Below are 22,202 nucleotides of genomic sequence, written 5' to 3' on the forward strand. Positions count from 1 at the left end.
CCCGGTGGCCGGGCTCCGGTGGCTTCTTAGAAGGTTCTTAAAGCCGGTCACTATTCAAAGGGCATGGCATCCACACTCACCCGAGCGGTCGCCGCGTCGCTGGCGCTGACCGCCTCCGCGTTCGCGCTCGCCGGCTGCGGCAGCGCCACGGCCGGGACGGTCCAGGGCAGTCGTCTCGAACTCCCCGTCGCCGGCGGTACCGCCGTCGTCGACACCGCGTCGCTGGCGGTCACCGCGCGCACCAAGGACGGGACGCAGCTGGTGCTGTCCGAGGCGGCAAGCGGCCTCGGACAGCCCGGCCCGGTGACCCGTACGAGCGGAACGGCTCACTGGAGCTATCCGGCCAAGGGGCTTTCGGTCACGGCGAGTTCGGAACGGGGGCGGCTGCACATCCGGATCCGGTCGGAGCACGACGCGTCGGTCAGCTGGCCGGTGACCGGCACCGACCGGGCCGCGTCCGATGTGCAGCTGCCGCGCGGCGAAGGGCTGGACATCCCCGTACGGGACGCGTTCTGGAACGGGCCGAAGGGCGGGCTGGTCGGCAACACCGTCGACGTGGGCGGGGATCTGGCGCTGCCGCTGTGGGGCTGGTCCGGCGGGCGGCACGGCGTCAGCTATCTGACGCCCACCGACATCGGTACGACGCTGAAGTTCGCCTCCACCGGGGGGCGACTGCGCGCCACCGCGGCACACGACTTCAGCTCCGGTGACGGGACGGGCGACTACGACGTCTCGTTCTCCCTGACCGACGGCAACCCGGTGGCCCCGGCCGCCGACTACCGCTCCTACCTCTCCCAGCACGGGCAACTGGGCAGCCTGCGCGAGAAGATCAGGAAGAACCCGGCCAACGCGAAGCTGCTGGGCGCGTTCCACGCGTACCTGTGGGGCGAGGCGCGGACCGCGGCCGGTGTGGAGAAGCTGAAGAAGCTGGGCGTGGACCGGATGTGGCTCGGGTATGACTCCGGGCCGGACCCGATGAAGGCCGATGCCGTCCAGGCCGCGAAGAAGGCGGGGTATCTCGTCGGGCCGTACGACACGTTCGCCAACGGGCAGGATCCGAAGACGGCGGACAGCCCCACGTCGGCGTGGCCGGACAAGGTCTACCCGGACTTCTGCGTGCGGAAGGCGGACGGGACGCCGCAGAAGGGCTTCGGGGGCCGGGGCTGCTATCTGAGCTCGCGCGCCTTCGAGAAGGCCGAGCCTTCCAAGCACTATCTGGCCGACCGTACGCGGAAGATGACCTCCAACGGGGCGGACAGCTACTTCCTGGACGTGGACGCGACCGGCGAGGTGTTCCGCGACCACGGCGCGGGCCACGAGATGACCAAGGCGGGGGACCGGGAGAACCGGCTCGCCCGGATGCGGCGGATCGCCAGGGGCCTCGTCCTGGGATCGGAGTCGGCGCAGCCGTGGGCGAACTCGGTGCTGGCCTTCGACCACGGCTCGGGGACACCGGTCGCCGACGGGATCTGGAAGCTGGAGCGGGACAAGGAGAAGTGGGGCGGCTACTTCCCGCAGAACGCCCCGAAGAACGCCTTCATGCCGGTGTCGCTGCCGGCGGACCTGGCCACCGCGATGTACGACCCGAAGTACCGGGTGCCGCTGTACGAGACGGCGCTGCACGAGTCGCTGGTCAACGTGGAGCGGTGGGAGCTGTCGTACGACAAGCTGCCGGACCAGAAGACCACCCGGGCGCTGCTGGCGATGCTGAACAACACCCCGCTGAACTTCGCGCTCAACGGTCCGTCGCTGGAGAAGGACGGGAAGGAACTCGCCGCTCTCCAGAAGTACTTCGCGCCGCTGCACCGCGCGGCGGGCACCGAGAAGATGACGTCGTTCCGGTGGCTGACCGGCGACCGGAGCGTGCAGCGGACGGTGTTCGGGGACGGGGCGCTGACCGTCACCGCGAACTTCGGCAGCACGGCGCACGACGGGCTGCCGGGCGGCTGTGTGGACGCCCGGCTGCGGGGTGACGCGCAGCCGCGGCGGCTGTGCCCGGCGCAGGTCGACAGCTGAGTTCCCACATTCCCGCATTCCGGCATGAGATCAACAGCTGAGTTTCAGCCGGTGCGTTGAGGGGGGCGGTCCTCCGGTGGCTACGGCCGGCGGGCCGCCTCCAGGTAGCGGAGCACCGCCAGCACCCGGCGGTGGTCCGTCTCCGAGGGCGGGAGGCCGAGCTTGCCGAAGATGTTGGCGATGTGCTTCTCGACCGCCCGCCCGGTGACGGTCAGCGAGGCGGCGATGGAGTGGTTGGTGCGGCCCTGGGCCATCAGCGACAGCACCTCGCGCTCGCGCGGGGTGAGCGCGTCCAGGGAGCGGGCCCGGCGGCTCGCGCCGAAGAGGTGGCCGACGACTTCCGGGTCCAGGGCGGTGCCGCCGTCCGCCACCCGCTCCAGGGCGTCGACGAACTCGCCGATGTCCACCACCCGTTCCTTGAGCAGATAGCCGACGCCCGCGAAGCCCGCGCCGAACAGCCGGTCGGCGTAGGCGGTCTCCACGTACTGGGAGAAGATCAGCACGCCGGTACCGGGGTGGTCCCGGCGGAGCGTGACGGCGGCCCGCAGGCCCTCGTCCCGGTGGCCGGGCGGCAGCCGGATGTCGATCACCGCGGCGTCCGGCCGGTGTTCGGCGACCGCGGCGAGCAGCGCCTCGGCGTCGCCGACGGCCGCCGCGACGTGCACCTCGCGCAGCTCCAGCAGCTGCACGAGGCCGTCGCGCAGGATCGCGGAGTCCTCGGCAATGACGACGCGCATGGTTCCTGCCTTTTGATGGTCGGGCCTTTGGTGGTCGGGCCTCTCAGCGGTCGGGCCGCTGATCCGGGCGGTGGGCCGGGTACGGGAGCCGGACCGCGACAACGCTAGGCCCTCCGGCCGGGCTGTCGCAGGTCAGCGTGCCGTCGACGGTGCGGATCCGGCCGAGCAGCCCGGTCAGCCCGCTGCCCGCGCCGACCACCGCCCCACCGCGCCCGTCGTCCCGTACGGACAGCAGCAGCCCGTCCGCGGTGCCGTGCACCTCGATGGCCACCTCCGCCGCCCCGCTGTGCTTGACGGCGTTGGCGAGCAGTTCGGCGGCGCAGAAGTAGGCGATGGACTCCAGCGCGGGGCTGGGCCGTTGGCCGATCCGCGTACGGAGCGCCACCGGCAGCGGGGCGTCCGCCGCGAGGGTGGCCAGCGCGCTCGCCAGCCCCTCGTCCAGGACCGGCGGATGGATGCCGCGGACGAGATGCCGCAGATCGGCGACGGCCTGGGTCGCGTTGTCCTGGGCGCGCGCCACGACGGCCAGCAGCCGGTCCCGGTCGGCGTCCTTGGTGAGCAGTTCGCGGATCAGCGTGAGGTGCATGCCGAGGCCGACGAGGCGGGCCTGGGTGCCGTCGTGCAGATCGCGTTCGATGCGGCGCAGGGTGGCCGCGGCGTCGTCGACGGCCTGCGCCCGAGTCTCCTCCAGCGTGCGGATCCGGGCGTCCGCGGCGCTCGGCCCGAGCAGCGCTCGCAGCAGCATCCGGTGCGGCGCGCCCGCCCGGCGCACCAGCCAGGGCGCGCCGAGCACCAGCAGCGCCCCCACGGCGACCACCAGCAGCCACCTGGGCCAGCTGTCGAACTCCACACCGTGGATCTGGAGCCCCACCTTCCGCACGGAACCGTCCGCGCCCCGGAGGGTGACATGGTTCCAGCGCCGCAGCACGGGGTGGGCGACGGCCAGCAGTCCGTATACATAGCCGAGGACGACGGCGAGCAGCGGGGGCAGCGCGGTCAGCGGTGCGAGCAGCGCACACCCCACCGCGCGCCACCCGGCCCGGTCGCCGAGGACCGCCCGCCGCCAGCCGAACACCCCGGGCTCCCGCCGCCGTCCGGCCGGCTCGATCGCCTCCCCCAGCAGCCGCCGCACCAGCGCCCGTTGGGCATCTCCCAGCGCCACCGCGCCCCGTACACTCAGGGCGATCAGCCACGGCCCGAGCGCCGTCCACGACAGCACCGCCCCCAGCCCCAGCCCGGCCACCACCAGCACCGCTCCCGGCAGCGCGAGCACCGGCGCCAGCAGCGCGCACAGCAGTGCGCACAGCGCGGGCGGCGTGAAGGGGGCGAGGACGACCGTGCGGATCGGGGGCCGCGGGCGGGTGCGGGGCATGGGGTCAACGTAGGGCCTGTCCGGTGGGTCACAGGGCCTGTTCCACGGGTCAGGGGCGGTCGGGCCCCGGCCGCCGGGGCACCGCGGCTGGCGGGGAGAGCGCAGCCGTCGGCCGTCGTCGTGGCGGCCGTCACAGCAGCCCGCCCCGCGGCCACCGCGACCGCCCTTCCGGCACCCCGGGACCCCTGACCAGGGATTTCGGCGGCCCCCGGCGCCTCACACCGCCGCCCGCCGCCCGCTGAGCGCAGCGTTCCGCCGGGGAAACAGAGGGGATGCGGGCGGGTAACAGGCGCGCCGCAGGCTGACCGGCATGACCTCGACAACGCGGGAGCGAACGACGCCACGGGTGGTGGTGATCGGCGGCGGCATGGCCGGAGCCCGGCTCGTGCGGCAGCTGACCGCCGCGCGGCCCGGCGGCGCCGGCACCGCCCCCGGCGCCCTCACCGTCATCGGCGAGGAGCCGTCCGCGCCGTACAACCGCGTACTGCTCGCCGAGGTACTCGCCGGCCGCTATGCGCCGCAGGTCATCGAACTGCCCGCGCCCGGCGCCGGGGTGGACTGGCGCAGCGGCGTACGGGCGGTGGCGATCGACCGGGACGCGCGCCTGGTGCGGTGCGACGACGGCGGGGAGATCGGGTACGACGCGCTGGTGCTGGCCACCGGCGCCAACCCGGTACTGCCGCCGCTGCGCGGGCTGTTCGCCCCGGGGCGGCAGGATCTGCCGGACGGGGTGCATCCGTTCCGGACGCTGGACGACTGCCGAGCGCTGGCCGCGGCGGCCCGGCCCGGCGGACCGGCCGTGGTGATCGGCGGCGGGCTGCTCGGCGTATCGGCGGCCCGTGCGCTGGCGGCGCGCGGTGCGCAGGTCGTACTGGCGCACCAGGGCGAGCACTTGATGGAGCATCAGCTCGATCCGGGGGCCGCGGAGCTGCTGCGCGACCACCTCACCGCGCTCGGCATCGAGGTGCACACGGAGTGCCGGGTCCGCGGGATCGAGACCGCCGTGCCGGACGCGGCGCGGCCCGGCACCCGCCGGGTCCGGGCGGTCGAGCTGGCGGACGGCTTCCGGCTCGACGCCGAACTCGTCGTGCTGGCCTGCGGCGTGCGCCCGCGCACCGGGCTCGCGGTGGCCGCCGGGCTGGACGTCGGCCTGGGCATCCGCGTCGACGACTCGCTCCGCACCTCCGATCCCCGCATCCACGCCGTCGGCGACTGCGCCGAGCACCGGGGGACGGTCTACGGCCTGGCGGGCGCCGCCCAGGAGCAGGCCGATGCGCTCGCCCGCGTCCTGGCCGCTCCCGGAGCGCCCGCGCCGGCCGGCACCGCACCGGAGCCCGACCCCGCCGCCCCGGCCTATACGGGCACCCGCCTGCTGACCCGGCTGACCCTCGCCGCCGGGGGCGCCCCCGCCACCGGATCCGCCCCCACCGGGTCCGCCCCCTTCGACCTGGCCTCCTTCGGCCGGACCACCCCGCTCCCCGGCGACGACGTCATACGCCTCGCGGACGCCACCCGCACCGCCTACCGGAAGGTCGTCGTCCGCGGCGACCGGCTGGTCGGCGGCATCCTCCTCGGCGATCTCGGCACTGTCGGCGCGCTCGCCCGTACCTGGGAGGGCGACGAACAGCTCCCCGCAGCTCCGCTGCTCCACCTGCTCACCACCGACGGAGGCTTCTGATCATGGCCGCACCCGCCACCCCGGCAACGCCCGGCACCCACGACACCGCCCGCCCCACCATCGTCCTCGTCGGACACGGCATGGTCGGCCAGCGCTTCCTGGAGGAGCTGGCCGAGCGCGGGGTCACCGGGCGGGCGCGGGTGGTCGTGCTGTGCGAGGAGCCCCGCCCCGCGTACGACCGCGTCCAGCTGACCTCGTACTTCGCCGGGCGCACCCCGGACGACCTGAGCCTGACCGCGCCGGACTTCATGGCGCGGCACGGCATCGAGCTGCACATCGGCGATCCGGCCGAGGCGATCGACCGGGAGTCCCGCACCGTCACCGCCCGCTCCGGGCTGACCGTCCGCTACGACACCCTGGTGCTCGCCACCGGCTCGTACCCGTTCGTGCCGCCGGTGCCGGGCAAGGACAGCGCCGGGTGCTTCGTCTACCGCACCATCGAGGACCTGCTCGCCATCGAGGACTACGCCAGGACCGCCGGGTCCGGCGTCGTCGTCGGCGGCGGACTGCTCGGCCTGGAGGCGGCCGGTGCGCTCAAGGGGCTCGGACTGCGCACCCACATCGTGGAGTTCAACCCGCGGCTGATGGCCCTCCAGGTCGACGAGGGCGGCGGCAGCGCGCTGCGCCGCACCGTCGAGGAGATGGGCCTGGAGGTGCACACCGGCGTCGGCGGCAAGGAGATCACCGCGGACGAGGACGGCGCGGTGACCGGCATGGAGCTGTCCGACGGGTCCCGGATAGCGACGGACCTGGTGATCTTCTCGGCCGGCGTCCGGCCCCGCGACCAGCTCGCCCGGGACTGCGGGCTGGCGGTCGGCGAGCGCGGCGGCATCGTCGTCGACGAGCAGTGCCGGACCAGCGACCCGGCGGTGCACGCCATCGGCGAGTGCGCGCTGGCCGCCGACGGCCGGGTCTACGGCCTGGTGGCGCCCGGTTACGACATGGCCCGGACGGCGGCCGACGCCATCGCCGGGAAGGACAGCGGCTTCACCGGCGCCGACCTGTCCACCAAGCTCAAGCTGCTCGGCGTCGACGTGGCGTCCTTCGGCGACGCGCACGGCACCACGGAGGGCTGCCTGGACGTCGTCTACGCGGACTCCCGCAGCGGCGTCTACAAGAAGCTGGTGATCGGCGCGGACGGCACGCTGCTGGGCGGGGTGCTGGTCGGCGACGCCGAGTCGTACGGGATGCTGCGCCCGCTGACCGGGAGCGTGCCGCCGGTGGCGCCGGAGCAGCTGGTGCTGCCCGCCGGGGCCGGTGCGCCCGCCGCGCTCGGCCCGTCCGCGCTCCCCGACGACGCGGTGGTCTGCAACTGTCACAACGTCACCAAGGGCGCGATCCGTTCGGCGGTCACCGAGCACGAGTGCACCACCGTCCCGCAGGTCAAGAAGTGCACCAAGGCCGGCACCGGCTGCGGCTCCTGCGTCAAGGCGCTCACCACCCTCGTCAACGACGAGCTGGCGGCCGGCGGCGTCGCCGTCGACACCGGCCTGTGCGGCTGCTTCCCGCACACCCGCGCCGAGCTCTACGAGATCGTCCGCACCCTGCGGCTGACCAGCTACGCCGAACTCCTCGAATCGCACGGCCGCCCCGAGGCCCGGTCCGGCGACGGCTGCGAGGTCTGCAAGCCCACCGTCGGCTCGATCATCGCGTCGCTGGCCCCCGCGGTCGGCGCCGACGGGTACGTGCTGCACGGCGAACAGGCCGCCCTCCAGGACACCAACGACCACTTCCTCGCCAACCTCCAGCGCAACGGCTCGTACTCGATCGTGCCGCGCATCCCCGGCGGTGAGATCACCCCGGAGAAGCTGATCGTCATCGGCGAGGTGGCCCGCGACTTCGGCCTCTACACGAAGATCACCGGCGGTCAGCGGATCGACCTCTTCGGCGCCCGGGTCGACCAACTCCCGGTGATCTGGTCCCGCTTGGTCGACGCCGGCTTCGAGTCCGGGCACGCCTACGGGAAGGCGCTGCGGACCGTGAAGTCCTGCGTCGGGCAGACCTGGTGCCGCTACGGCGTGCAGGACTCGGTCCGGATGGCGATCGACCTGGAGCTGCGCTACCGGGGCCTGCGCTCGCCGCACAAGCTGAAGTCCGCGGTCTCCGGGTGCGCGCGGGAGTGCGCCGAGGCCCGCGGCAAGGACTTCGGCGTCATCGCCACCTCCAACGGCTGGAACCTCTACGTCGGCGGCAACGGCGGCGCCGACCCGCGCCACGCCGACCTGCTCGCCCAGGACCTGTCCGACGCCGAACTGGTCCGGCTCATCGACCGGTTCCTGATGTTCTACATCCGCACCGCGGACCGCCTGGAGCGCACCTCGGCGTGGCTGGAGCGGATCGAGGGCGGCCTGGACCACGTACGCGACGTCGTCGTCCACGACTCGCTGGGGCTGTGCGACGAACTGGAGGCCCTGATGGCCGCCCATGTCGCCCACTACCGCGACGAATGGGCCGAGACCCTCGCCGACCCGGACCGGCTGGCCCGCTTCGTCTCCTTCGTCAACGCGCCCGGCACCCCCGATCCGTCCGTCCGCTTCGTACCGGAGCGCGACCAGATGAAGCCGGATCCGGCGCTGCTGGCCGGTCCGACCCTGCCCGTTCGCACCCTGGAAGGGACCTCCGCCCGATGACCACCGCCACCGCCGCTTCCCCCGCGGCCACCACCGCCGCCCCTTCCCCGCTGGTCGAGATCCTCGGCCCCGAGGGCTGGCTCGCCGTCTGCGCCCTCGGCGACCTGATCCCTGGGCGCGGCGTCGCCGCCCTGCTCCCGGACGGGTCCCAGGCGGCCGTGTTCGTGGACCGCGGCGGCCGGACGTACGCGATCGGCAACCAGGACCCGTTCACCGGCGCGCAGGTCCTCTCCCGCGGCCTGACCGGCTCCGCCGCGGACCGGCCGTTCGTGGCGTCGCCGCTGCTCAAGCAGCGCTTCGACCTGGAGACCGGGGAGTGCCTGGACGATCCGTCGGCCTCGGTCCCGGTGTACCGCGTACGGATGGACGGCGCGGCGGACGGCGGCCGGGACGACTGACGACCACTCCGGGGCGGGAGCGGCCTACCCGACCCTGCCCCGGGGCATCAATGCGCAACCCATGGGTTGCACCTCCCACCCCGACATGCAACCATCGAGTTGCACGTAAGGCACACCAGAGCGGGCGGGAGGCCCTTCCCATGACCACGCACAGCGAACCCACCGGACACCCCGGCGACCCCGAGCGGAACCGCATCGAGCGGGAGATCACCATCGACGCCCCCGTGGAGCGCGTCTGGGCGGTGCTCACCGAGCCCGAGCACGTCGGCTCGTGGTTCGGCCAGGGCAAGCCGACCCCGGTCGATCTGCGGCCCGGCGGGATCATGCACCTCGACCACGGCCAGTACGGGCAGTTCGACACCACGATCGTGACGGTCGACCCGCCGCACCACTTCTCGTACCGCTGGGCCAGCGGCTACCCCGGCCAGGTGGCGACCGAGGACAACTCCACCCTCGTCGAGTTCACCCTCACCCCGGAGGGCGGCGGCACCCGGCTGCGGGTGACCGAGACCGGCTTCGCCTCCCTCGTCATCCCCGAGGAGCGCGAGCCCTTCGCCTCGTACGAGAGCCACAGCGAGGGCTGGACCGGGCAGGCGAAGAACATCAAGCAGTACGCGGAGCGGCTCGCGGCATGACGGACGACAGGGGGCGGGACCGGGAGACGGGATCCGCGGGCGGGCCGGACGCCGGCGCGGACGCCGCGACGGAGGTGTTCGCCGCGCTCGCGGATCCCACCCGGCGCCGGATACTCGACGCCCTCGCCGCCCACGGCGAGGCGACCGCCACGGTCCTGGCGGCGGAACTCCCGGTCAGCCGGCAGGCCGTCGTCAAACACCTCGGCGTCCTGGACCGGGCCGGGCTGGTCGCCGGCCGCCGGGCGGGCCGGGAGGCGCGCTACCACGTCGTTCCCGAGCGGCTGGGGATCACCGCCCGGTGGATGGACCGGATCGCCGCCGACTGGGACAGCCGCCTCGCGGCGATCAAGCGACTGGCCGAGGCGGGCGGCGGCGACCCCGGGAGCGCCCCCTGACGCGTGCACCCCGGGGCGTACGCTGGTGTCCCCCTACCGAGGAGTACGGCGTGACCCGGTGGAACACCAGCCACATCCCCGACCAGACCGGCCGCTCGGCGGTCGTCACGGGCGCCAACAGCGGTATCGGCTACGTCACCGCCCGCGAACTGGCCCGGCGCGGCGCCCGGGTCGTCCTGGCCTGCCGCAGCACCGAGCGCGGCGCCGCCGCCCTGGACCGGCTGCGCTCCGAAGTCCCCGCCGCCGAGGCGGAGTTCCGGCGGCTCGACCTGGCCGACCTGTCCTCCGTACGGGACTTCGCCGCCGGGCTGGACGACTTCGACGGCGACCGGCTCGGGCTGCTCATCAACAACGCCGGCGTGATGGCGCTGCCGCACCGCACCACCGCCGACGGCTTCGAGATGCAGTTCGGCACCAACCACCTCGGCCACTTCGCGCTGACCGGGCTGCTGCTGCCCAAGCTGCTGGCCACGCCCGGGGCCCGGGTCGTCACCGTCTCCAGCATGCTGCACGCCCTGGCGAACGTGGACCTCGGCGACCTCAACAGCGAGCGCTCCTACGGCCGCTGGACGGCCTACGCGCGCTCCAAGAGCGCCAACCTCCTCTTCACCCGCGAGCTGTCCACGCGGCTGGCCGCGGCCGGTTCGGCGGTCGTCGCCGCCACCGCGCACCCCGGCTACGCGGCCACCAACCTCCAGACGGCGGGCGTCAAGATGGAGGGCCGCAGGGCAGCCGAGCGCGCCATCGACCTGGGCACCCGCCTCATCGGCCAGCCCGCGGACGGCGGGGCGCTGGGCACCCTCTGCGCGGCCACCGCCCCGCACATGCGGCCGGACTCCTTCATCGGCCCGCGCAGCGGCCTCCGCGGCGCCCCGGCCCGCTGCTTCCGCGCCCCGTGGACGGCGAACGGCGGCACCGCCGCGGCGCTGTGGGCGGCGTCGGAGCAACTCACCGGCGTGCGCTACGACTTCGCGGTACCGGCCGCGACGCGCTGACCGGGGCGGCGCACCGCCCGACGGGGGCTCGCGCCATGGCAGCAGGCGGGGCGCTACGGCAGCAGGCCCGACGCCTCGAACACCGCCCGCGCGCCCGCGCCGTCGATCCGGTCCGCCAGCTCCTGGAGCGGGCCGGCACCGCACCGCAGCAGCCCGCGCTCGCGGGAGAGGCGGACGCCCTGGTCGAGCAGGTGCCACAGCAGCGGGTTCGCGGTCAGCGTCCGGGTGTCGATCTCGACCCGGCCGCCCAGTGCGTCCCGCAGCACCAGCCGCGGGGCCACTCCGTCGCTGCGGCGGACGAGCACCAGCAGATCGGTGTGCACCCGCTGGGTGCGCAGCAGCCCCCGGGAGGCCAGCCAGTGCGGGCCGGCCGTCACCCGTGCCGGGTAGAGGACCGCGAACAGCACCAGCGCGACGGACGTCCAGCACACTCCCCGACCGGGAGTGAGCGTGCCGTTGGCGAGGTCGACCAGCTGCATGACGGCAAGGAGTCCGGCCGCCCAGCCGAGTGCCGCCCGCAGCTCCGGACGCCAGGCGCGGTCGCCGGCGACCGCCGCCCCAGGGCGCAGCGCGGGTGGCGGAATCGCCGATCGTGCGCTCCGTGGCCCACCGGCCGCTCCTCCCGCATCGTCGCCACCGTCCCTGTCCTTCGCGGAGTCGGGCCCCGGGCCCCGTCGCCGTCCCATGGGCCAGAAGCTAGAGCGACGGCCCCGGCGCGGTACCGGGGTTGACACAGCACTGACACCGGATCCGCGAACCTTGACGCCGCCCTGACGCACCATTGACGCGGAGGTCATTCGGACGTCATACGCGGACCGCAGATTGCCATGACGCCGGTCACATTTCACCCCCGCCCACGTCAAAAACCCGTGAAGATCCCGGCACCGCACGCCAAGGCCCCGCCAAGGCCGCTCGCCGCCCGTCGACGTGCCCCGCACGCTGGGCTGGTCCCGACATGCCGCACGGAGGTACGACGAACGATGTCGACGGTGTCCCAGCCCGCAAACCGGCCCGACCAACCGCCGGATCCGGCGGGCCACACCGCCGGCACCGCCCCGCGAACCGCCGACGGCCCCGACCCGGCCGCCGACCGCCACCGCCTCACCGCCCTCCAGGGCGTGGCCGCCCTCTCCCTCGACGCGATGGCCTCCGTCGCGTACGGGCCCGAGTCGATCGTGCTGGTGCTGGCCGCCGCGGGCGCCCACGGACTGGGCTTCACCCTCCCGGTCACCCTCGCCATCGCCGCCCTGCTCGCCGTCCTGGTGGCCTCCTACCGCCAGGTCATCGCCGCCTTCCCCAACGGCGGCGGCTCCTACGCGGTCGCCCGCACCCACCTGGGCCGGCGCACCGCCCTGGTGGCCGCCGCCTCCCTCATCCTCGACTACGTCCTCAACGTCGCCGTCTCGGTGACCGCGGGCGTCGCGGCGCTCACCTCCGCCTTCCCCGCCCTCTACGCCGACCGCATGTGGATCTGCCTCGCCGTGCTGGTCCTGGTCACCGGCATCAACCTGCGCGGCATCGTCGACTCGGCGAAGGCGTTCCTGCTCCCCACCGCCGTCTTCATCGCCGCCATCCTGGCCATGGTGGTCGTCGGCCTGTTCCGGGACGCCCCGGCCTCCGCCCTCACCGCCCAGGGCCACGCCTCCGTCCTCGCCCACAACGCCACCGCCGTCGGCGCGCTGCTGCTCCTGAAGGCGTTCGCATCCGGCTGCTCGGCGCTGACCGGAGTCGAGGCGGTCGCCAACGCCGTGCCGTCCTTCCGTGCCCCGCGCGCCAAGCGCGCCCAGCGCACCGAGGTCGCCCTCGGCGCCCTCCTCGGCGTGATGCTGATCGGCCTCTCCGTGCTCATCGGCCGCTTCCACCTCCAGCCCGTCGACGGCGTCACCGTCCTCGCCCAGCTCGCGGACGCCTCGCTCGGCCACAACTGGGCCTTCTACGTGGTCCAGTTCGCCACCATGGTGCTGCTCGCCCTCGCCGCGAACACCTCCTTCGGCGGCCTGCCGGTCCTGATGGGCCTGCTCGCCCGCGACAACTACCTGCCGCACGTCTTCGGCCTCAAGGCCGACCGCCAGGTCCACCGCCACGGCGTCCTGGCCCTGGCGGCGGTCTCCGCGGCGCTGCTGGTCTTCTCCGGCGGCGACGTCAACACCCTCGTCCCGCTCTTCTCCATCGGCGTGTTCGTCGGCTTCAGCATCTGCCAGGTCGGCATGGTCCGCCACTGGTGGCTGGAACGTTCCGCCGGCTGGCGCGGCAAGGCCCTCCTCAACGGCTTCGGCGCGGTGCTCACCACCGCTGCGGCGATCGTCGTCACCGCCACCAAGTTCACCGAGGGCGCCTGGCTGATCGTCATCGCGCTGCCGCTGCTCGTCGTCGCCTTCGAAGCCGTCCACCGCGCCTACGACCGGATCGGCGCCCGCCTCGGCCTGGGCCGCGTCCCCGAACCCCCGCGCCGCGCCCACTCCCTGGTAGTCGTCCCGGTCTCCCACCTCTCCCGCCTCACCAGCGAGGCCCTCAACGCGGCGGTCTCCCTGGGCGACGAGGTGGTGGCCGTCACCGTCACCTACGCCAACCCCGACGACCGCCCCGCCGCCGAGGCCCTGCGCCGCGACTGGGAACTCTGGAACCCCGGCGTGGACCTCCTCGAACTCCCCTCCACGACCCGCTCCATCGGCCGCCCGATCGCCGACTACGTACGGCACCTGACGGAGCATCACCCAGGGACCCGGGTCACCGTCCTCATCCCCGAGGCCGAACCCGCCCACCTGTGGCAGCGCCTCCTCCAGAACCAGCGCGGCGCCGTCGTCGCCCACGCGGTCCGGCGCGACACCGACGCGGTCATCTGCCGACTGCGGTTCCGCCTGGCGACGGCGTAGCGGGAGAGCGCGCGGGCGGCGGCCGGACCGGCCGGAGCCGCCGCCCGGCGCGATCAGACTCTCCGCGCCGCCAGCTCGCACCAGACCGTCTTGCCGACTCCCAGCACGCGCACGCCCCAGCGGTCCGAGAACGCCCCGACCAGCCGCAGTCCGCGCCCGTGCAGGACCCGGGGCCCGGGATCCCCCACGCACGGCAGCCGCTCGCCCCGCGCGTCCGTCACCGCGATCCGGAGCACGGCCGCGGTCAGCGTCAGCCGCACGCGGACGTGCCGGCCGCGCACCCTGCCGTGCACCAGCGCATTGGTCACCAGCTCGGACACCAACAGCCGTACGTCCTCGGCCAGTTCGTCCTGCCTCCACTCGCCCGCCAGCCGGGCCGCGCGATTCCGTGCCAGGGCGATGCTCTCGGGATGCGCCGGATAGGTGCGGACGTCCTCGTGGAGGACCGCTTCTGCCGGGTTGTGCGGAGCGAGCACGGTCGACCACCTCCGGTCAGGACAGCACGCACAGGCCATTCAAGCACTTTCGCGCCGCTGCGCCACCGGCGCGTTACGGACCGTGGGGGCACGCGAAGTGAGGCTGCGTCAGCCACGCCGGACGAACCGGTTCGTACGGATGCAATGCGCGCGTCACGCCGGTGCGGCAAAGTACATGCCATGACGGAGATCGGCAGACGGCGGCTGCTCGCCGCCGGAGGTGGCGTGGCGCTCGCCGGGGCGCTGGCAGCGGCGTGCGGGTCCAACACCGGCCGCGGCGGCGGCGGTTCGGGTCCGGCACTGAGCCAGTGGTACCACCAGTACGGGGAGCCGGGCACGCAGCAGGCGGTGAAGCGGTACGCCGCGGCGTACAAGAAGGCGGACGTCACCGTGCAGTGGCGGCCCGGGGACTACGACCGGCAGACCGCGGCGGCGCTGCTGACCGACTCCGGGCCCGATGTGTTCGAGGTCAACGGGCCGCTGCTGGACCAGATCCAGGGCGGTCAGGTGGCCGATCTGACCGATGTCGTCGCACCGGTCAGAAGCGACTTCAACCAGGCCGTGCTGGCGCCGAAGATCTGGCAGGACAAGATCTGGGGCATCCCGCAGACCGTCGACACACAGCTCCTGTACTACCGCAAGAGCCTGCTGAAGGACGCCGGGGTGCAACCGCCGCAGACGGTTGACGCGTTGGTGGACGCGGCGAAGAAGCTCACCACGAGCAAGGTCAAGGGGCTCTTCCTCGGCAATGACGGCGGCGTGGGGGTGCTCGGCGGAACGCCCTTGTTCGCCGCCGGACTCAGCCTGATCGGCGAGGACGGCAAGGTCGGGTTCGACGACCCGGCCGCCGCCCGGGTGCTGGCGAAGATCCGGCAGCTGTACGCCGACAAGTCCTTGCTGCTGGGCGCGCCCACCGACTGGTCCGATCCGGCGGCGTTCGTGCAGGGGCTGACCGCGATGCAGTGGTCGGGACTGTGGGCACTGCCGCAGATCAAGAAGGCGCTGGGGGACGACTTCGGGGTGCTGCCGTTCCCGAAGGACGGGACGGGCGGCAGGCCGTCGGTGCCGGTGGGGGCGTATGCGTCGGCGGTGAGCGCGCGCAGCCGGCACAAGGCGGCGGCCACGGCGTTCGCGAAGTGGCTGTGGGTGGACCGCACGGACTTCCAGCAGGATTTCGCGCTGTCGTACGGATTCCATATCCCGGCCCGGTTGTCGCTCGCGAAGCAGGCCGGGCAGTTGCAGGACGGTGCGGCGGCGGATGCGGTGCGGTTCGCGACGGAGCACGGTTATGCCGAGCCGCTGCTGTGGACCACCGCGGACCGCAATGCGTATCAGGATGCGCTGAGCAGGATCATCAAGGACGGGGCGAATCCGGAGAGCGAGCTGAAGGCCGTGGTGCGGAAGGTCGACGCCGAACTCCAGCGGGTCAAGAAAAAGTGACGAAAAGCGACCACCAGATGCGTGATGACACCGCGGCGACCCTGCCGGCCCGGCTGCTCGGTCCGCAGCGGCGGAATCTGTGGTTCTGGGTATTCGTCGGGCCGTTCGCCATCGGCCTGGCACTCTTCACCTACGTACCGCTCCTCTGGAGCGTCTACCTCAGCTTCTTCAACGCGCACAACACCGTGAATCCGACGGACTTCGTCGGCCTGGGAAATTACACCGCGATGCTGAGCGACGACGCCTTCCTCAGCAGCCTGGGCACCTTCCTGCTCTTCACCGCATTCATCGTGCCGGCCACCTACGCACTCTCCCTCTCCCTCGCCCTGATGGTCAACCGGCTGCGTTTCGCCCAGGCTTTCTTCCGCTCCGTGTTCTTTCTCCCCACCGCCTGCTCGTACGTCGTGGCGTCGCTGATCTGGAAGCTGTCGATCTTCAACGGGGTGCGGTTCGGGCTGGCGAACACCGTGCTCGGCTGGTTCGGGGTGGACCAGACGGCCTGGCTCTCCACCACCAGCCCGCCGTGGTACTGGCTGGTCATCGTGACGGTACGGCTGTGGCTGCAAGCCGGCTTCTACATGATTCTGTTCCTAGCCGGACTCCAGCGCATTTCCCCGCAGTTGTACGAGGCGGCAGCGATGGACGGCGCCCGGCCCGGCTGGCAGGTATTCCGGCACATCACCTTTCCCCAGCTGCGCGCCACCTCGGTCGCCGTCGTGCTGCTCCTGGTCATCAACGCATTCCAGGCGTTCGACGAGTTCTACAACCTGCTGAGCGATGCCCGGGGTTATCCGCCATACGCCCGTCCGCCGCTGGTCTACCTCTACTACACCGCACTCGGCCGGGATCAGAATCTGGGGCTGGGCAGTGCGGGCGCGGTGATTCTGGCGCTGATCATCGCGATGGCGACCGTCGTCCAGGCGCGCTGGTTCGGCCTCGGCCGCAAGGAGGACTGAGCGAAATGCAGGATGCGCTGACCCGAGCCGGACGGGCACTGCGAGCGGTACTTCTGGTGGCCTTGGCCCTCCTCTTCCTCATTCCGTTCTACTTGCTGGTACGCAACGGACTGGCCGGCGAATCGGATATCACCGCGCCCAACTGGACCTTCTTCCCGGACCGGTTCCACTGGTCGAATCTGACCGAGGTCTTCACCGACCCGAATCTGCCCATGGCACGGGCGCTGCTCAACTCGTCGCTGATCGCGGTGTCGACGACGATCGGCACGGTCGTCCTGGCCTCCCTCGCCGGCTACGGCCTGGCCCGTATCCCGTACCGCCATTCCTCCGTGGTCTTCTACGCGATTCTGGGCACGCTGATGGTCCCGGCGGCGGTGACCTTCGTCCCCAGCTTCGTCCTGGTGTCGACCCTCGGCTGGATCTCGACGCTCCGGGGCCTGGTGATCCCGACGCTCTTCAGCGCCTTCGCGTGCTTCGTCTTCCGGCAGTACTTCCTGGGCTTCCCACAGGAGTTGGAGGATGCCGCACGGGTGGACGGGCTCGGATACTGGCGGACGTACTGGCGCATCGTGGTGCCCAACGCCCGGCCGGTCTTCGCGGCGGTCGGCACGATCGTCTTCATCGGGGCCTGGAACGCGTTCCTGTGGCCGCTGGTGATCGGCCAGGACCGGTCGGCGTGGACGGTGCAGGTCGCGCTCTCCACCTTCACCACCGCGCAGAACCTCAACCTGCACGAGCTGTTCGTGGCGGCCGGCGTCTCCATCGTCCCACTGGTCGTCGTGTTCCTGCTGCTCCAGCGGTACATCGTCGCGGGCGTCGAGCGCAGCGGGATCGACGACTGACCGCGGATCCGGGCATCCGGCCGGTACGCCGCGGGGACCGGCGCCCGACACCGTATGCGGTACGGCGTGTGGCACGAGCACGTACTCGGTCTCCCGTGAGGCGGAGCCGCGCGACCGCGGCCCCCACGGCGAGTGCGCGCCCCGCGGCCTGAGCTTTCTGCGCCGCCGCGGCCGGGTGGGCTCTCCCCCCGGCCCGCTGTCCCCGTACGTCCTGAGGCCCCCGACCACGGGCAACGACGACCGGCACCCGCACCCGACGCCCGCCGTCCCCCACCCCTCCCTCCCTTCATGGACGACGCCCCCGCCCCCACGGCCCCCCACCGCCCAACTGCCCCACCTCCCCCCACCTCACGCCCCAGGAGGACCAGTTGACGACCCACCCCGCACACCCCCTCGCCGACTCCCCCGCCCTGCGTCCGCACCGCGTCCCCGCCGACGGGATCCACGAGGGCCACCGGATCCTGCGCCGGACGCCGGACGGCTGGGACGACCGGCCGCACGAGCCCTTCGAGGCCGTCCCGCAGGCCGCCGCCATCGGGGCCGAGATCCGCGGGCTCGATCCGTCGCGCCCGCTGTCCGGCGCGCTGCGGGCGGAGCTGAACCGGGCACTGCTGGAGTGGAAGGTGCTGTTCTTCCGCAGACAGCACCTGCCCTCCACCGCGCAAGGCCAATTCGCCGCCAATTGGGGGGAGTTGGAGACCAGCCCGCTACTGGCGCGCGGCGACTCGAAGGAGGTGGCGCGGTTTGACAAGACGGCCGGCGGCGTGCATACGTTCGAGAGCGTATGGCACACGGACGTAACCTTCCGCGAACGCCCCGCAATGGCGGCGGTGTTGCAGCTGCGCGAGGTCCCGGCGCGGGGCGGGGACGCCATGTGGGCCGATATGGCTGCCGCGTACGACAATTTGCCGGTGGAAATCCGGGAGCGGATCGATGGCGCACGGGCGGTGCACGACTATCTCCCGGGCTTCTCCCGTTTCCGCTCCCCCGCTCAACTCGCCCCGTTCCAGGCTGCGTTCCGTCCAGTGGAGCATCCGGTGGTGCGCCGGCACCGGAGACCGGGCGGCGCATGCTGGTCGTCGACGCGTCGTTCACGACCAGGATCGTGGGACTGGCGGAGGAGGGGAGCGACCTGCTGCTGCGGGTGCTGTTCCAGCAGGCGCAGGTACCGGAGTTCCCGGTGCGGTTCCGCTGGCAGGCCGGTGACCTCGCGTTCTGGGACAACCGTGCCACCCAGCACCACGCGGTGTTCGACTACGGCACGCAGCGGCGGGTGGCCGAACGGGTGGCCATCGCGGGGGATCGTCCGTATGAGGGGGTTCCCCTAGGGGACGGGCACGCCCCTTGCGGGCCCTCTACCCGGCGGGCGGCCCGACGAGACTCGGGAAACCCCTGAGAGAACCCGGACCGGACCCGGAGCTGGGCCCGGACGGCATCCGACACCGGAGCGACCCGAGCCCGGCCAGGACCCAGCACCAGCCCGAACTGCCCCCACCCCCGACCCACTCCCGCTCTCCCCCCACCCCCGCTCCCACCCCTCCCCTACGCCTCCACCGCCGTCGTCCCCTCGGGCGTCGGTCCGCCGGCCGTCTGCTCGGCCGGTCGGGCGCCGCGGAGGAGGGCTGCGCCGAGCGGCGTCAGGGTGTGCAGCACCGCGTTGCCCTGGCGCAGGGTGACGAGGAGGCCGGCGTCACGGAGGACGGTGGCGTGCTGGCTGGCAGAGGCCAGGGAGACGTCGACGCGGCGGGCCAGTTCGCTGGTGGTGCAGCCGACGCCTATACCGTGCAGGATCGCCGAGCGGGTCTGGCCCACGAGGCGGCCCAGGGAGCGGTCGGGCGGCACCGGCGGGGTCAACCGCGGAGCCTGGTGCTCGACCGGGTAGACGAGGACGGGCGTCAGGTCCGGGTTGTAGAAGGTGACCGGGGTGCGGCGGCAGAAGTACGAGGGGAGCAGAAGCAGGCCGCGGCCCGCCAGGTGGAGGTCGCGTTCGACGGGATAGTCGGCCTCCAGGACGGGCGGGCGCCAGCGCATCATCGGCGGGAGGGACGCCAGCAGGCGGTCGGCGCCGCCGTCCAGGAGCGCCCGGCCGCGGGCGGCGCGGTCGGCCTCTATACGGCCCTGGACGCGCGGCCAGTACGGAGCCACCGCCGCCTCGTAGTAGCGCCTGAGTATCCCGGCAAGCCGGCTCAGCGCGCGGGTCTCGCCGTCCGCCATGTCCCGTATCCACGCGGGGAGCGGGCGGCCGGCGGCGGGCGCCAGCCGGGAGAGCTCGTCGTGCAGGCGGGCGGCGGGCGTCTCCCGCAGCGCGGCAAGCGCCTCGTCCATGCCGAGCAGGCCCTCGGCGGGCGTCAGGAAATCAGGGAAATAGCCGCGGGTGGGCACCAGCGGTGCCAGCAGACGCGTTTCGCCATTCAACTTTCCGCGCGTTTCCGATCGCCATTTCCCGAACGCCGAATCGTCGCGCCTGTCACGTAGTCGATGAAAGCTGAGGACTGTCTCCCACAGTGCGTCGGGGCGTGCGGCTATCCGCACGCGGGCCAGATCGAGTCCACTGAAATGGACGCGTAACACCGAACCCCCACCCTTGGTTTCCGAAGTCGGCCCCCGGCACGCCTGAGTATGCACGCAAACACGTGCGGTCACCATGCCCTTTTGGCCAGAGTTGAAAAGGGTCGCGCCGGCGGGGGCCCGACGGGAATGCTGTACTCAATTCAACGGCGGTGCGAACGGCACGGATTGCTCGATCCCGTGGGGGGTGATGGGCAAACAACCGGCCGGCCGCGGACCGTTGAAGGCCGCCTCCCACGCCGACTGGGAGGGCGGCAGCTCCCGAGGGGGGAGTCCGGAGAAAGCGAGGGCGGCACCTCCGCACAGGTGCCGCCCTCGTAGGGTTGACCTGCGCAGATGTCGAACTCATGGGCGAGTAAGGCACCCTGGGGCACATCAGGCCAGAACCGCGTCGATGATGTCCGCGGTGTCGTCCTCGTCGTCCTTCCACAGATGCGCACAGAGATCCCACGTGATCGAGGGCTTCGCGTGGCCGAGGAGCCGCTGAACCTTCTTCATCGTAGCGCCGTGTGTGATCCACACGGACGGGCCCACCATTGCCGACCCCACCGGGGCTGCTTCCACGCACCGCCCGGCACCCACCGCCCGGGCCACCGAGCGCGTGGCCGCCGCCGACACCGGGACGAGACCACCTCCCATTGCTCGCACCGCAGGCCGAAGGACGCCGGGAGGGAGCCCGACCAACCAAGGCCGTTCCGGGCTCCGGTCCACGTACGTCTCTGTCAGTGGGGCACTGCGGCCGACCTGTGGAGAGCGGTGAGCCGGGCCGCTTCCTCCTCGCGGAAGTCACGGACTTCGGCGCACCGCTGGCTCATCACGAACTCGCCCAGCGTCAGGCACAGGTCCATGCGCTGAATGCAGACGCCGACCATGAAGGGGCCGTTCTGCGCCCGGTACATGCGCACGCCGTAGTACCCCTCCGTCGTGGCGGCGAGAGCGTCCGGCTTCCGCGCCGCCAGCTTCGGTGAAGCGAGGCGCGGCGCCTGGACGGCGGCGAGTTCCTCGGGCGTCGTTCCGAAAACAGACAGGTTGATCCGGTCGAGCCCGGCCGCCGCACACTCGGGCAGAACGGCCGCTCCATTCTCGCCGTTGCTGGTGAGTCCCACCGTCAGGCCGAGGCGGCGCGCGATGCGGACGAGCGCCGGCAACTCCGGGTGCAGAGTGGGCTCCCCGCCCGTGAAGTGAACCTCGGTCGTCGGGAGGCTGCCGCGCACTGCCGCCAGGGCCGAGGCGAAGTCCGAATCGGCCTTGATCCGCTCCGGAAGGAAGCTTGCACTGTTCGTTGAGAGGTAGATCGAGACCCGACCGGAGCGACCGGGCGTTCCCGTGAACTGCCCGGCTTCGCGGCCTAGGTTGTCCGTCGTGACGGGGGTGCCTTCGTTGTGGCAGAAGGTGCAGGCGAGTCCACACGCGTCAATGATCTTGACGCGCAAGGTCCGGTCCGGCACTACCGTGACCGGTAAGTGGTTCGCGTCGCTGTCGGTCATAGTTGCCTCCTAGCCGGCGGGGCCTGGTGACCCCGCCGGCGCGCAGTGGAGAGGTCTACGTGAACCGGAGTTCGCTGATCGAGTCGAGGTCCATCCCGTACCGAGCGAACACCTTCGTCGTGTTCTGGCTGGTCAGGCCGGTTCTCGGAATGGAAAGGCGCTCGGCGGCGGCCCACACCTGTTCTTCGGTGTCGCCCTCGATCTCCAGATAGGGCGGGATGCGCGGCCACTCGTCGATCTCCAACCGCACACCGTCCAGCAGCCAGGACGACCGCCGGTTCTCCTGATAGCCGCGGTGCGTAAGCCCCATGAGCCCGAGCAACACGTGCGTGTCCTCGAACGAGCCGACCGTCGTTTCGGTCTCCCGCGTGCCGTCGATCTCGTCCGAGCTGATCGTCTTCACACACAGGGTCACCGCGCCGCCGGAGTCCCGCAGCCGCACCCAACGGCCCTCCACCGGGGGGACGGTGTCGTAGACGTACCGGCGCATAAGACGCTCGCCTTGGAAACTGCCCCCGGCCACCTTGATGCGCTCGGCCATGGCATCCGGATCGATGCCCAGCGCTTTCACTTCGTACTCGATGGTGTGCATATATCTCCCTTTGGTGTGCCGCGTGCTGTACGTGAGAGCGTGAGCCCGCCAGGGGCGTTACGTGTTGCGGTCGCGTCCGTCTCGCTGAGTTGCGTCGCGGCGGCTCTGTCTG

Annotated in this window: 19 protein-coding genes and 1 pseudogene; 12 read left to right on the top strand and 8 right to left on the bottom strand. The window is 72.4% G+C overall.

Going from position 1 to position 22,202, the window contains the following annotated elements:
• Positions 1–63 precede the first annotated feature (63 nt).
• Positions 64–2,016 carry a glycoside hydrolase gene (locus IEZ17_RS11285; RefSeq protein ID WP_189299074.1) on the top strand — a complete coding sequence of 651 codons (1,953 nt, stop codon included), beginning with the start codon at positions 64–66 and terminating at the stop codon, positions 2,014–2,016.
• Between the two features lie 80 nt (positions 2,017–2,096).
• Here IEZ17_RS11285 and IEZ17_RS11290 read toward each other — a convergent pair whose 3' ends face one another.
• Positions 2,097–2,753 (bottom strand): response regulator, encoded by a 657-nt coding sequence (locus IEZ17_RS11290; protein ID WP_189299076.1) that lies wholly within the window; start codon positions 2,751–2,753, stop codon positions 2,097–2,099.
• Between the two features lie 43 nt (positions 2,754–2,796).
• Positions 2,797–4,125 carry a sensor histidine kinase gene (locus IEZ17_RS11295; protein WP_189299078.1) on the bottom strand — a complete coding sequence of 443 codons (1,329 nt, stop codon included), beginning with the start codon at positions 4,123–4,125 and terminating at the stop codon, positions 2,797–2,799.
• A gap of 310 nt (positions 4,126–4,435) precedes the next feature.
• Between IEZ17_RS11295 and IEZ17_RS11300 the strand changes: the two genes are divergently transcribed.
• The 6 genes from IEZ17_RS11300 (at position 4,436) to IEZ17_RS11325 (ending at position 10,856) form a co-directional block, all read left to right on the top strand.
• Positions 4,436–5,803: an NAD(P)/FAD-dependent oxidoreductase gene (locus IEZ17_RS11300; RefSeq protein WP_189299079.1), complete on the top strand. Its 1,368-nt coding sequence runs from the start codon at positions 4,436–4,438 to the stop codon at positions 5,801–5,803.
• 2 nt (positions 5,804–5,805) lie between these two features.
• Positions 5,806–8,433 (top strand): nitrite reductase large subunit NirB, encoded by a 2,628-nt coding sequence (gene nirB, locus IEZ17_RS11305; protein WP_189299081.1) that lies wholly within the window; start codon positions 5,806–5,808, stop codon positions 8,431–8,433.
• Positions 8,430–8,831 (top strand): nitrite reductase small subunit NirD, encoded by a 402-nt coding sequence (nirD, locus tag IEZ17_RS11310; RefSeq protein ID WP_189299083.1) that lies wholly within the window; start codon positions 8,430–8,432, stop codon positions 8,829–8,831. Before nirB ends, nirD begins: the two co-directional genes overlap by 4 nt.
• Positions 8,832–8,971: 140 nt before the next feature.
• Positions 8,972–9,466, top strand: a complete 495-nt coding sequence (locus IEZ17_RS11315; protein WP_189299085.1) for an SRPBCC family protein — start codon at positions 8,972–8,974, stop codon at positions 9,464–9,466.
• The gene (locus IEZ17_RS11320; protein ID WP_189299086.1) at positions 9,463–9,861 is read left to right on the top strand and encodes an ArsR/SmtB family transcription factor; all 399 of its coding nucleotides are present in this window, start codon (positions 9,463–9,465) and stop codon (positions 9,859–9,861) included. The genes IEZ17_RS11315 and IEZ17_RS11320 overlap by 4 nt, the downstream gene beginning before the upstream one ends.
• A gap of 50 nt (positions 9,862–9,911) precedes the next feature.
• Positions 9,912–10,856, top strand: coding sequence for an oxidoreductase (locus IEZ17_RS11325; RefSeq protein ID WP_189299088.1), 945 nt, complete (start codon positions 9,912–9,914; stop codon positions 10,854–10,856).
• Positions 10,857–10,909: 53 nt separating this feature from the next.
• Here the strand turns inward: IEZ17_RS11325 and IEZ17_RS11330 are convergent, their stop codons facing one another.
• Positions 10,910–11,542 (bottom strand): hypothetical protein, encoded by a 633-nt coding sequence (locus tag IEZ17_RS11330; RefSeq protein WP_308427629.1) that lies wholly within the window; start codon positions 11,540–11,542, stop codon positions 10,910–10,912.
• A 294-nt stretch (positions 11,543–11,836) separates the two neighbouring features.
• Between IEZ17_RS11330 and IEZ17_RS11335 the strand changes: the two genes are divergently transcribed.
• Positions 11,837–13,729: an APC family permease gene (locus IEZ17_RS11335; RefSeq protein WP_189299090.1), complete on the top strand. Its 1,893-nt coding sequence runs from the start codon at positions 11,837–11,839 to the stop codon at positions 13,727–13,729.
• A gap of 53 nt (positions 13,730–13,782) precedes the next feature.
• Here the strand turns inward: IEZ17_RS11335 and IEZ17_RS11340 are convergent, their stop codons facing one another.
• On the bottom strand, positions 13,783–14,205 hold the full coding sequence (locus IEZ17_RS11340; RefSeq protein WP_229852154.1) for an ATP-binding protein: 423 nt from the start codon (positions 14,203–14,205) through the stop codon (positions 13,783–13,785).
• A gap of 180 nt (positions 14,206–14,385) precedes the next feature.
• Between IEZ17_RS11340 and IEZ17_RS11345 the strand changes: the two genes are divergently transcribed.
• The 4 genes and pseudogenes from IEZ17_RS11345 to IEZ17_RS11360 form a co-directional block, all read left to right on the top strand.
• The gene (locus tag IEZ17_RS11345; protein ID WP_189299094.1) at positions 14,386–15,645 is read left to right on the top strand and encodes an ABC transporter substrate-binding protein; all 1,260 of its coding nucleotides are present in this window, start codon (positions 14,386–14,388) and stop codon (positions 15,643–15,645) included.
• Positions 15,646–15,662: 17 nt separating this feature from the next.
• The gene (locus IEZ17_RS11350; RefSeq protein ID WP_189299096.1) at positions 15,663–16,601 is read left to right on the top strand and encodes a carbohydrate ABC transporter permease; all 939 of its coding nucleotides are present in this window, start codon (positions 15,663–15,665) and stop codon (positions 16,599–16,601) included.
• 5 nt (positions 16,602–16,606) lie between these two features.
• Positions 16,607–17,443, top strand: coding sequence for a carbohydrate ABC transporter permease (locus IEZ17_RS11355; RefSeq protein WP_189299098.1), 837 nt, complete (start codon positions 16,607–16,609; stop codon positions 17,441–17,443).
• A 368-nt stretch (positions 17,444–17,811) separates the two neighbouring features.
• Positions 17,812–18,755 (top strand): annotated as a pseudogene (locus IEZ17_RS11360) (TauD/TfdA dioxygenase family protein); the annotation flags it as partial.
• Between the two features lie 230 nt (positions 18,756–18,985).
• On the opposite strand, the gene IEZ17_RS11365 reads toward IEZ17_RS11360, so the two are convergent.
• The 4 genes from IEZ17_RS11365 to IEZ17_RS11380 all read right to left on the bottom strand — a co-directional run bounded on the left by IEZ17_RS11365 (position 18,986) and on the right by IEZ17_RS11380 (position 22,090).
• Positions 18,986–19,858, bottom strand: a complete 873-nt coding sequence (locus IEZ17_RS11365) for an ArsR/SmtB family transcription factor (RefSeq protein WP_189299100.1) — start codon at positions 19,856–19,858, stop codon at positions 18,986–18,988.
• Between the two features lie 528 nt (positions 19,859–20,386).
• Positions 20,387–20,509: an integrase gene (locus IEZ17_RS11370; protein WP_229852155.1), complete on the bottom strand. Its 123-nt coding sequence runs from the start codon at positions 20,507–20,509 to the stop codon at positions 20,387–20,389.
• A gap of 224 nt (positions 20,510–20,733) precedes the next feature.
• Positions 20,734–21,498, bottom strand: a complete 765-nt coding sequence (locus IEZ17_RS11375) for a radical SAM protein (protein WP_189299104.1) — start codon at positions 21,496–21,498, stop codon at positions 20,734–20,736.
• Positions 21,499–21,553: 55 nt separating this feature from the next.
• Positions 21,554–22,090: a class IV adenylate cyclase gene (locus tag IEZ17_RS11380; RefSeq protein ID WP_189299106.1), complete on the bottom strand. Its 537-nt coding sequence runs from the start codon at positions 22,088–22,090 to the stop codon at positions 21,554–21,556.
• Between the last annotated feature and the right edge of the window lie 112 nt (positions 22,091–22,202).

It is taken from the genome of Streptomyces albospinus (assembly GCF_014648695.1).
Classification (GTDB): domain Bacteria; phylum Actinomycetota; class Actinomycetes; order Streptomycetales; family Streptomycetaceae; genus Streptomyces; species Streptomyces albospinus.

Bases quoted from the DNA above. Each gene is read 5' to 3' on its own strand.
- IEZ17_RS11285 (WP_189299074.1), top strand. From the start codon at position 64: ATGGCATCCACACTCACCCGAGCGGTCGCCGCGTCGCTGGCGCTGACC.
- IEZ17_RS11290 (WP_189299076.1), bottom strand. From the start codon at position 2,753: ATGCGCGTCGTCATTGCCGAGGACTCCGCGATCCTGCGCGACGGCCTC.
- IEZ17_RS11295 (WP_189299078.1), bottom strand. From the start codon at position 4,125: ATGCCCCGCACCCGCCCGCGGCCCCCGATCCGCACGGTCGTCCTCGCC.
- IEZ17_RS11300 (WP_189299079.1), top strand. From the start codon at position 4,436: ATGACCTCGACAACGCGGGAGCGAACGACGCCACGGGTGGTGGTGATC.
- nirB (WP_189299081.1), top strand. From the start codon at position 5,806: ATGGCCGCACCCGCCACCCCGGCAACGCCCGGCACCCACGACACCGCC.
- nirD (WP_189299083.1), top strand. From the start codon at position 8,430: ATGACCACCGCCACCGCCGCTTCCCCCGCGGCCACCACCGCCGCCCCT.
- IEZ17_RS11315 (WP_189299085.1), top strand. From the start codon at position 8,972: ATGACCACGCACAGCGAACCCACCGGACACCCCGGCGACCCCGAGCGG.
- IEZ17_RS11320 (WP_189299086.1), top strand. From the start codon at position 9,463: ATGACGGACGACAGGGGGCGGGACCGGGAGACGGGATCCGCGGGCGGG.
- IEZ17_RS11330 (WP_308427629.1), bottom strand. From the start codon at position 11,542: ATGGGACGGCGACGGGGCCCGGGGCCCGACTCCGCGAAGGACAGGGAC.
- IEZ17_RS11335 (WP_189299090.1), top strand. From the start codon at position 11,837: ATGTCGACGGTGTCCCAGCCCGCAAACCGGCCCGACCAACCGCCGGAT.
- IEZ17_RS11345 (WP_189299094.1), top strand. From the start codon at position 14,386: ATGACGGAGATCGGCAGACGGCGGCTGCTCGCCGCCGGAGGTGGCGTG.
- IEZ17_RS11350 (WP_189299096.1), top strand. From the start codon at position 15,663: ATGCGTGATGACACCGCGGCGACCCTGCCGGCCCGGCTGCTCGGTCCG.
- IEZ17_RS11355 (WP_189299098.1), top strand. From the start codon at position 16,607: ATGCAGGATGCGCTGACCCGAGCCGGACGGGCACTGCGAGCGGTACTT.
- IEZ17_RS11370 (WP_229852155.1), bottom strand. From the start codon at position 20,509: ATGAAGAAGGTTCAGCGGCTCCTCGGCCACGCGAAGCCCTCGATCACG.
- IEZ17_RS11375 (WP_189299104.1), bottom strand. From the start codon at position 21,498: ATGACCGACAGCGACGCGAACCACTTACCGGTCACGGTAGTGCCGGAC.
- IEZ17_RS11380 (WP_189299106.1), bottom strand. From the start codon at position 22,090: ATGCACACCATCGAGTACGAAGTGAAAGCGCTGGGCATCGATCCGGAT.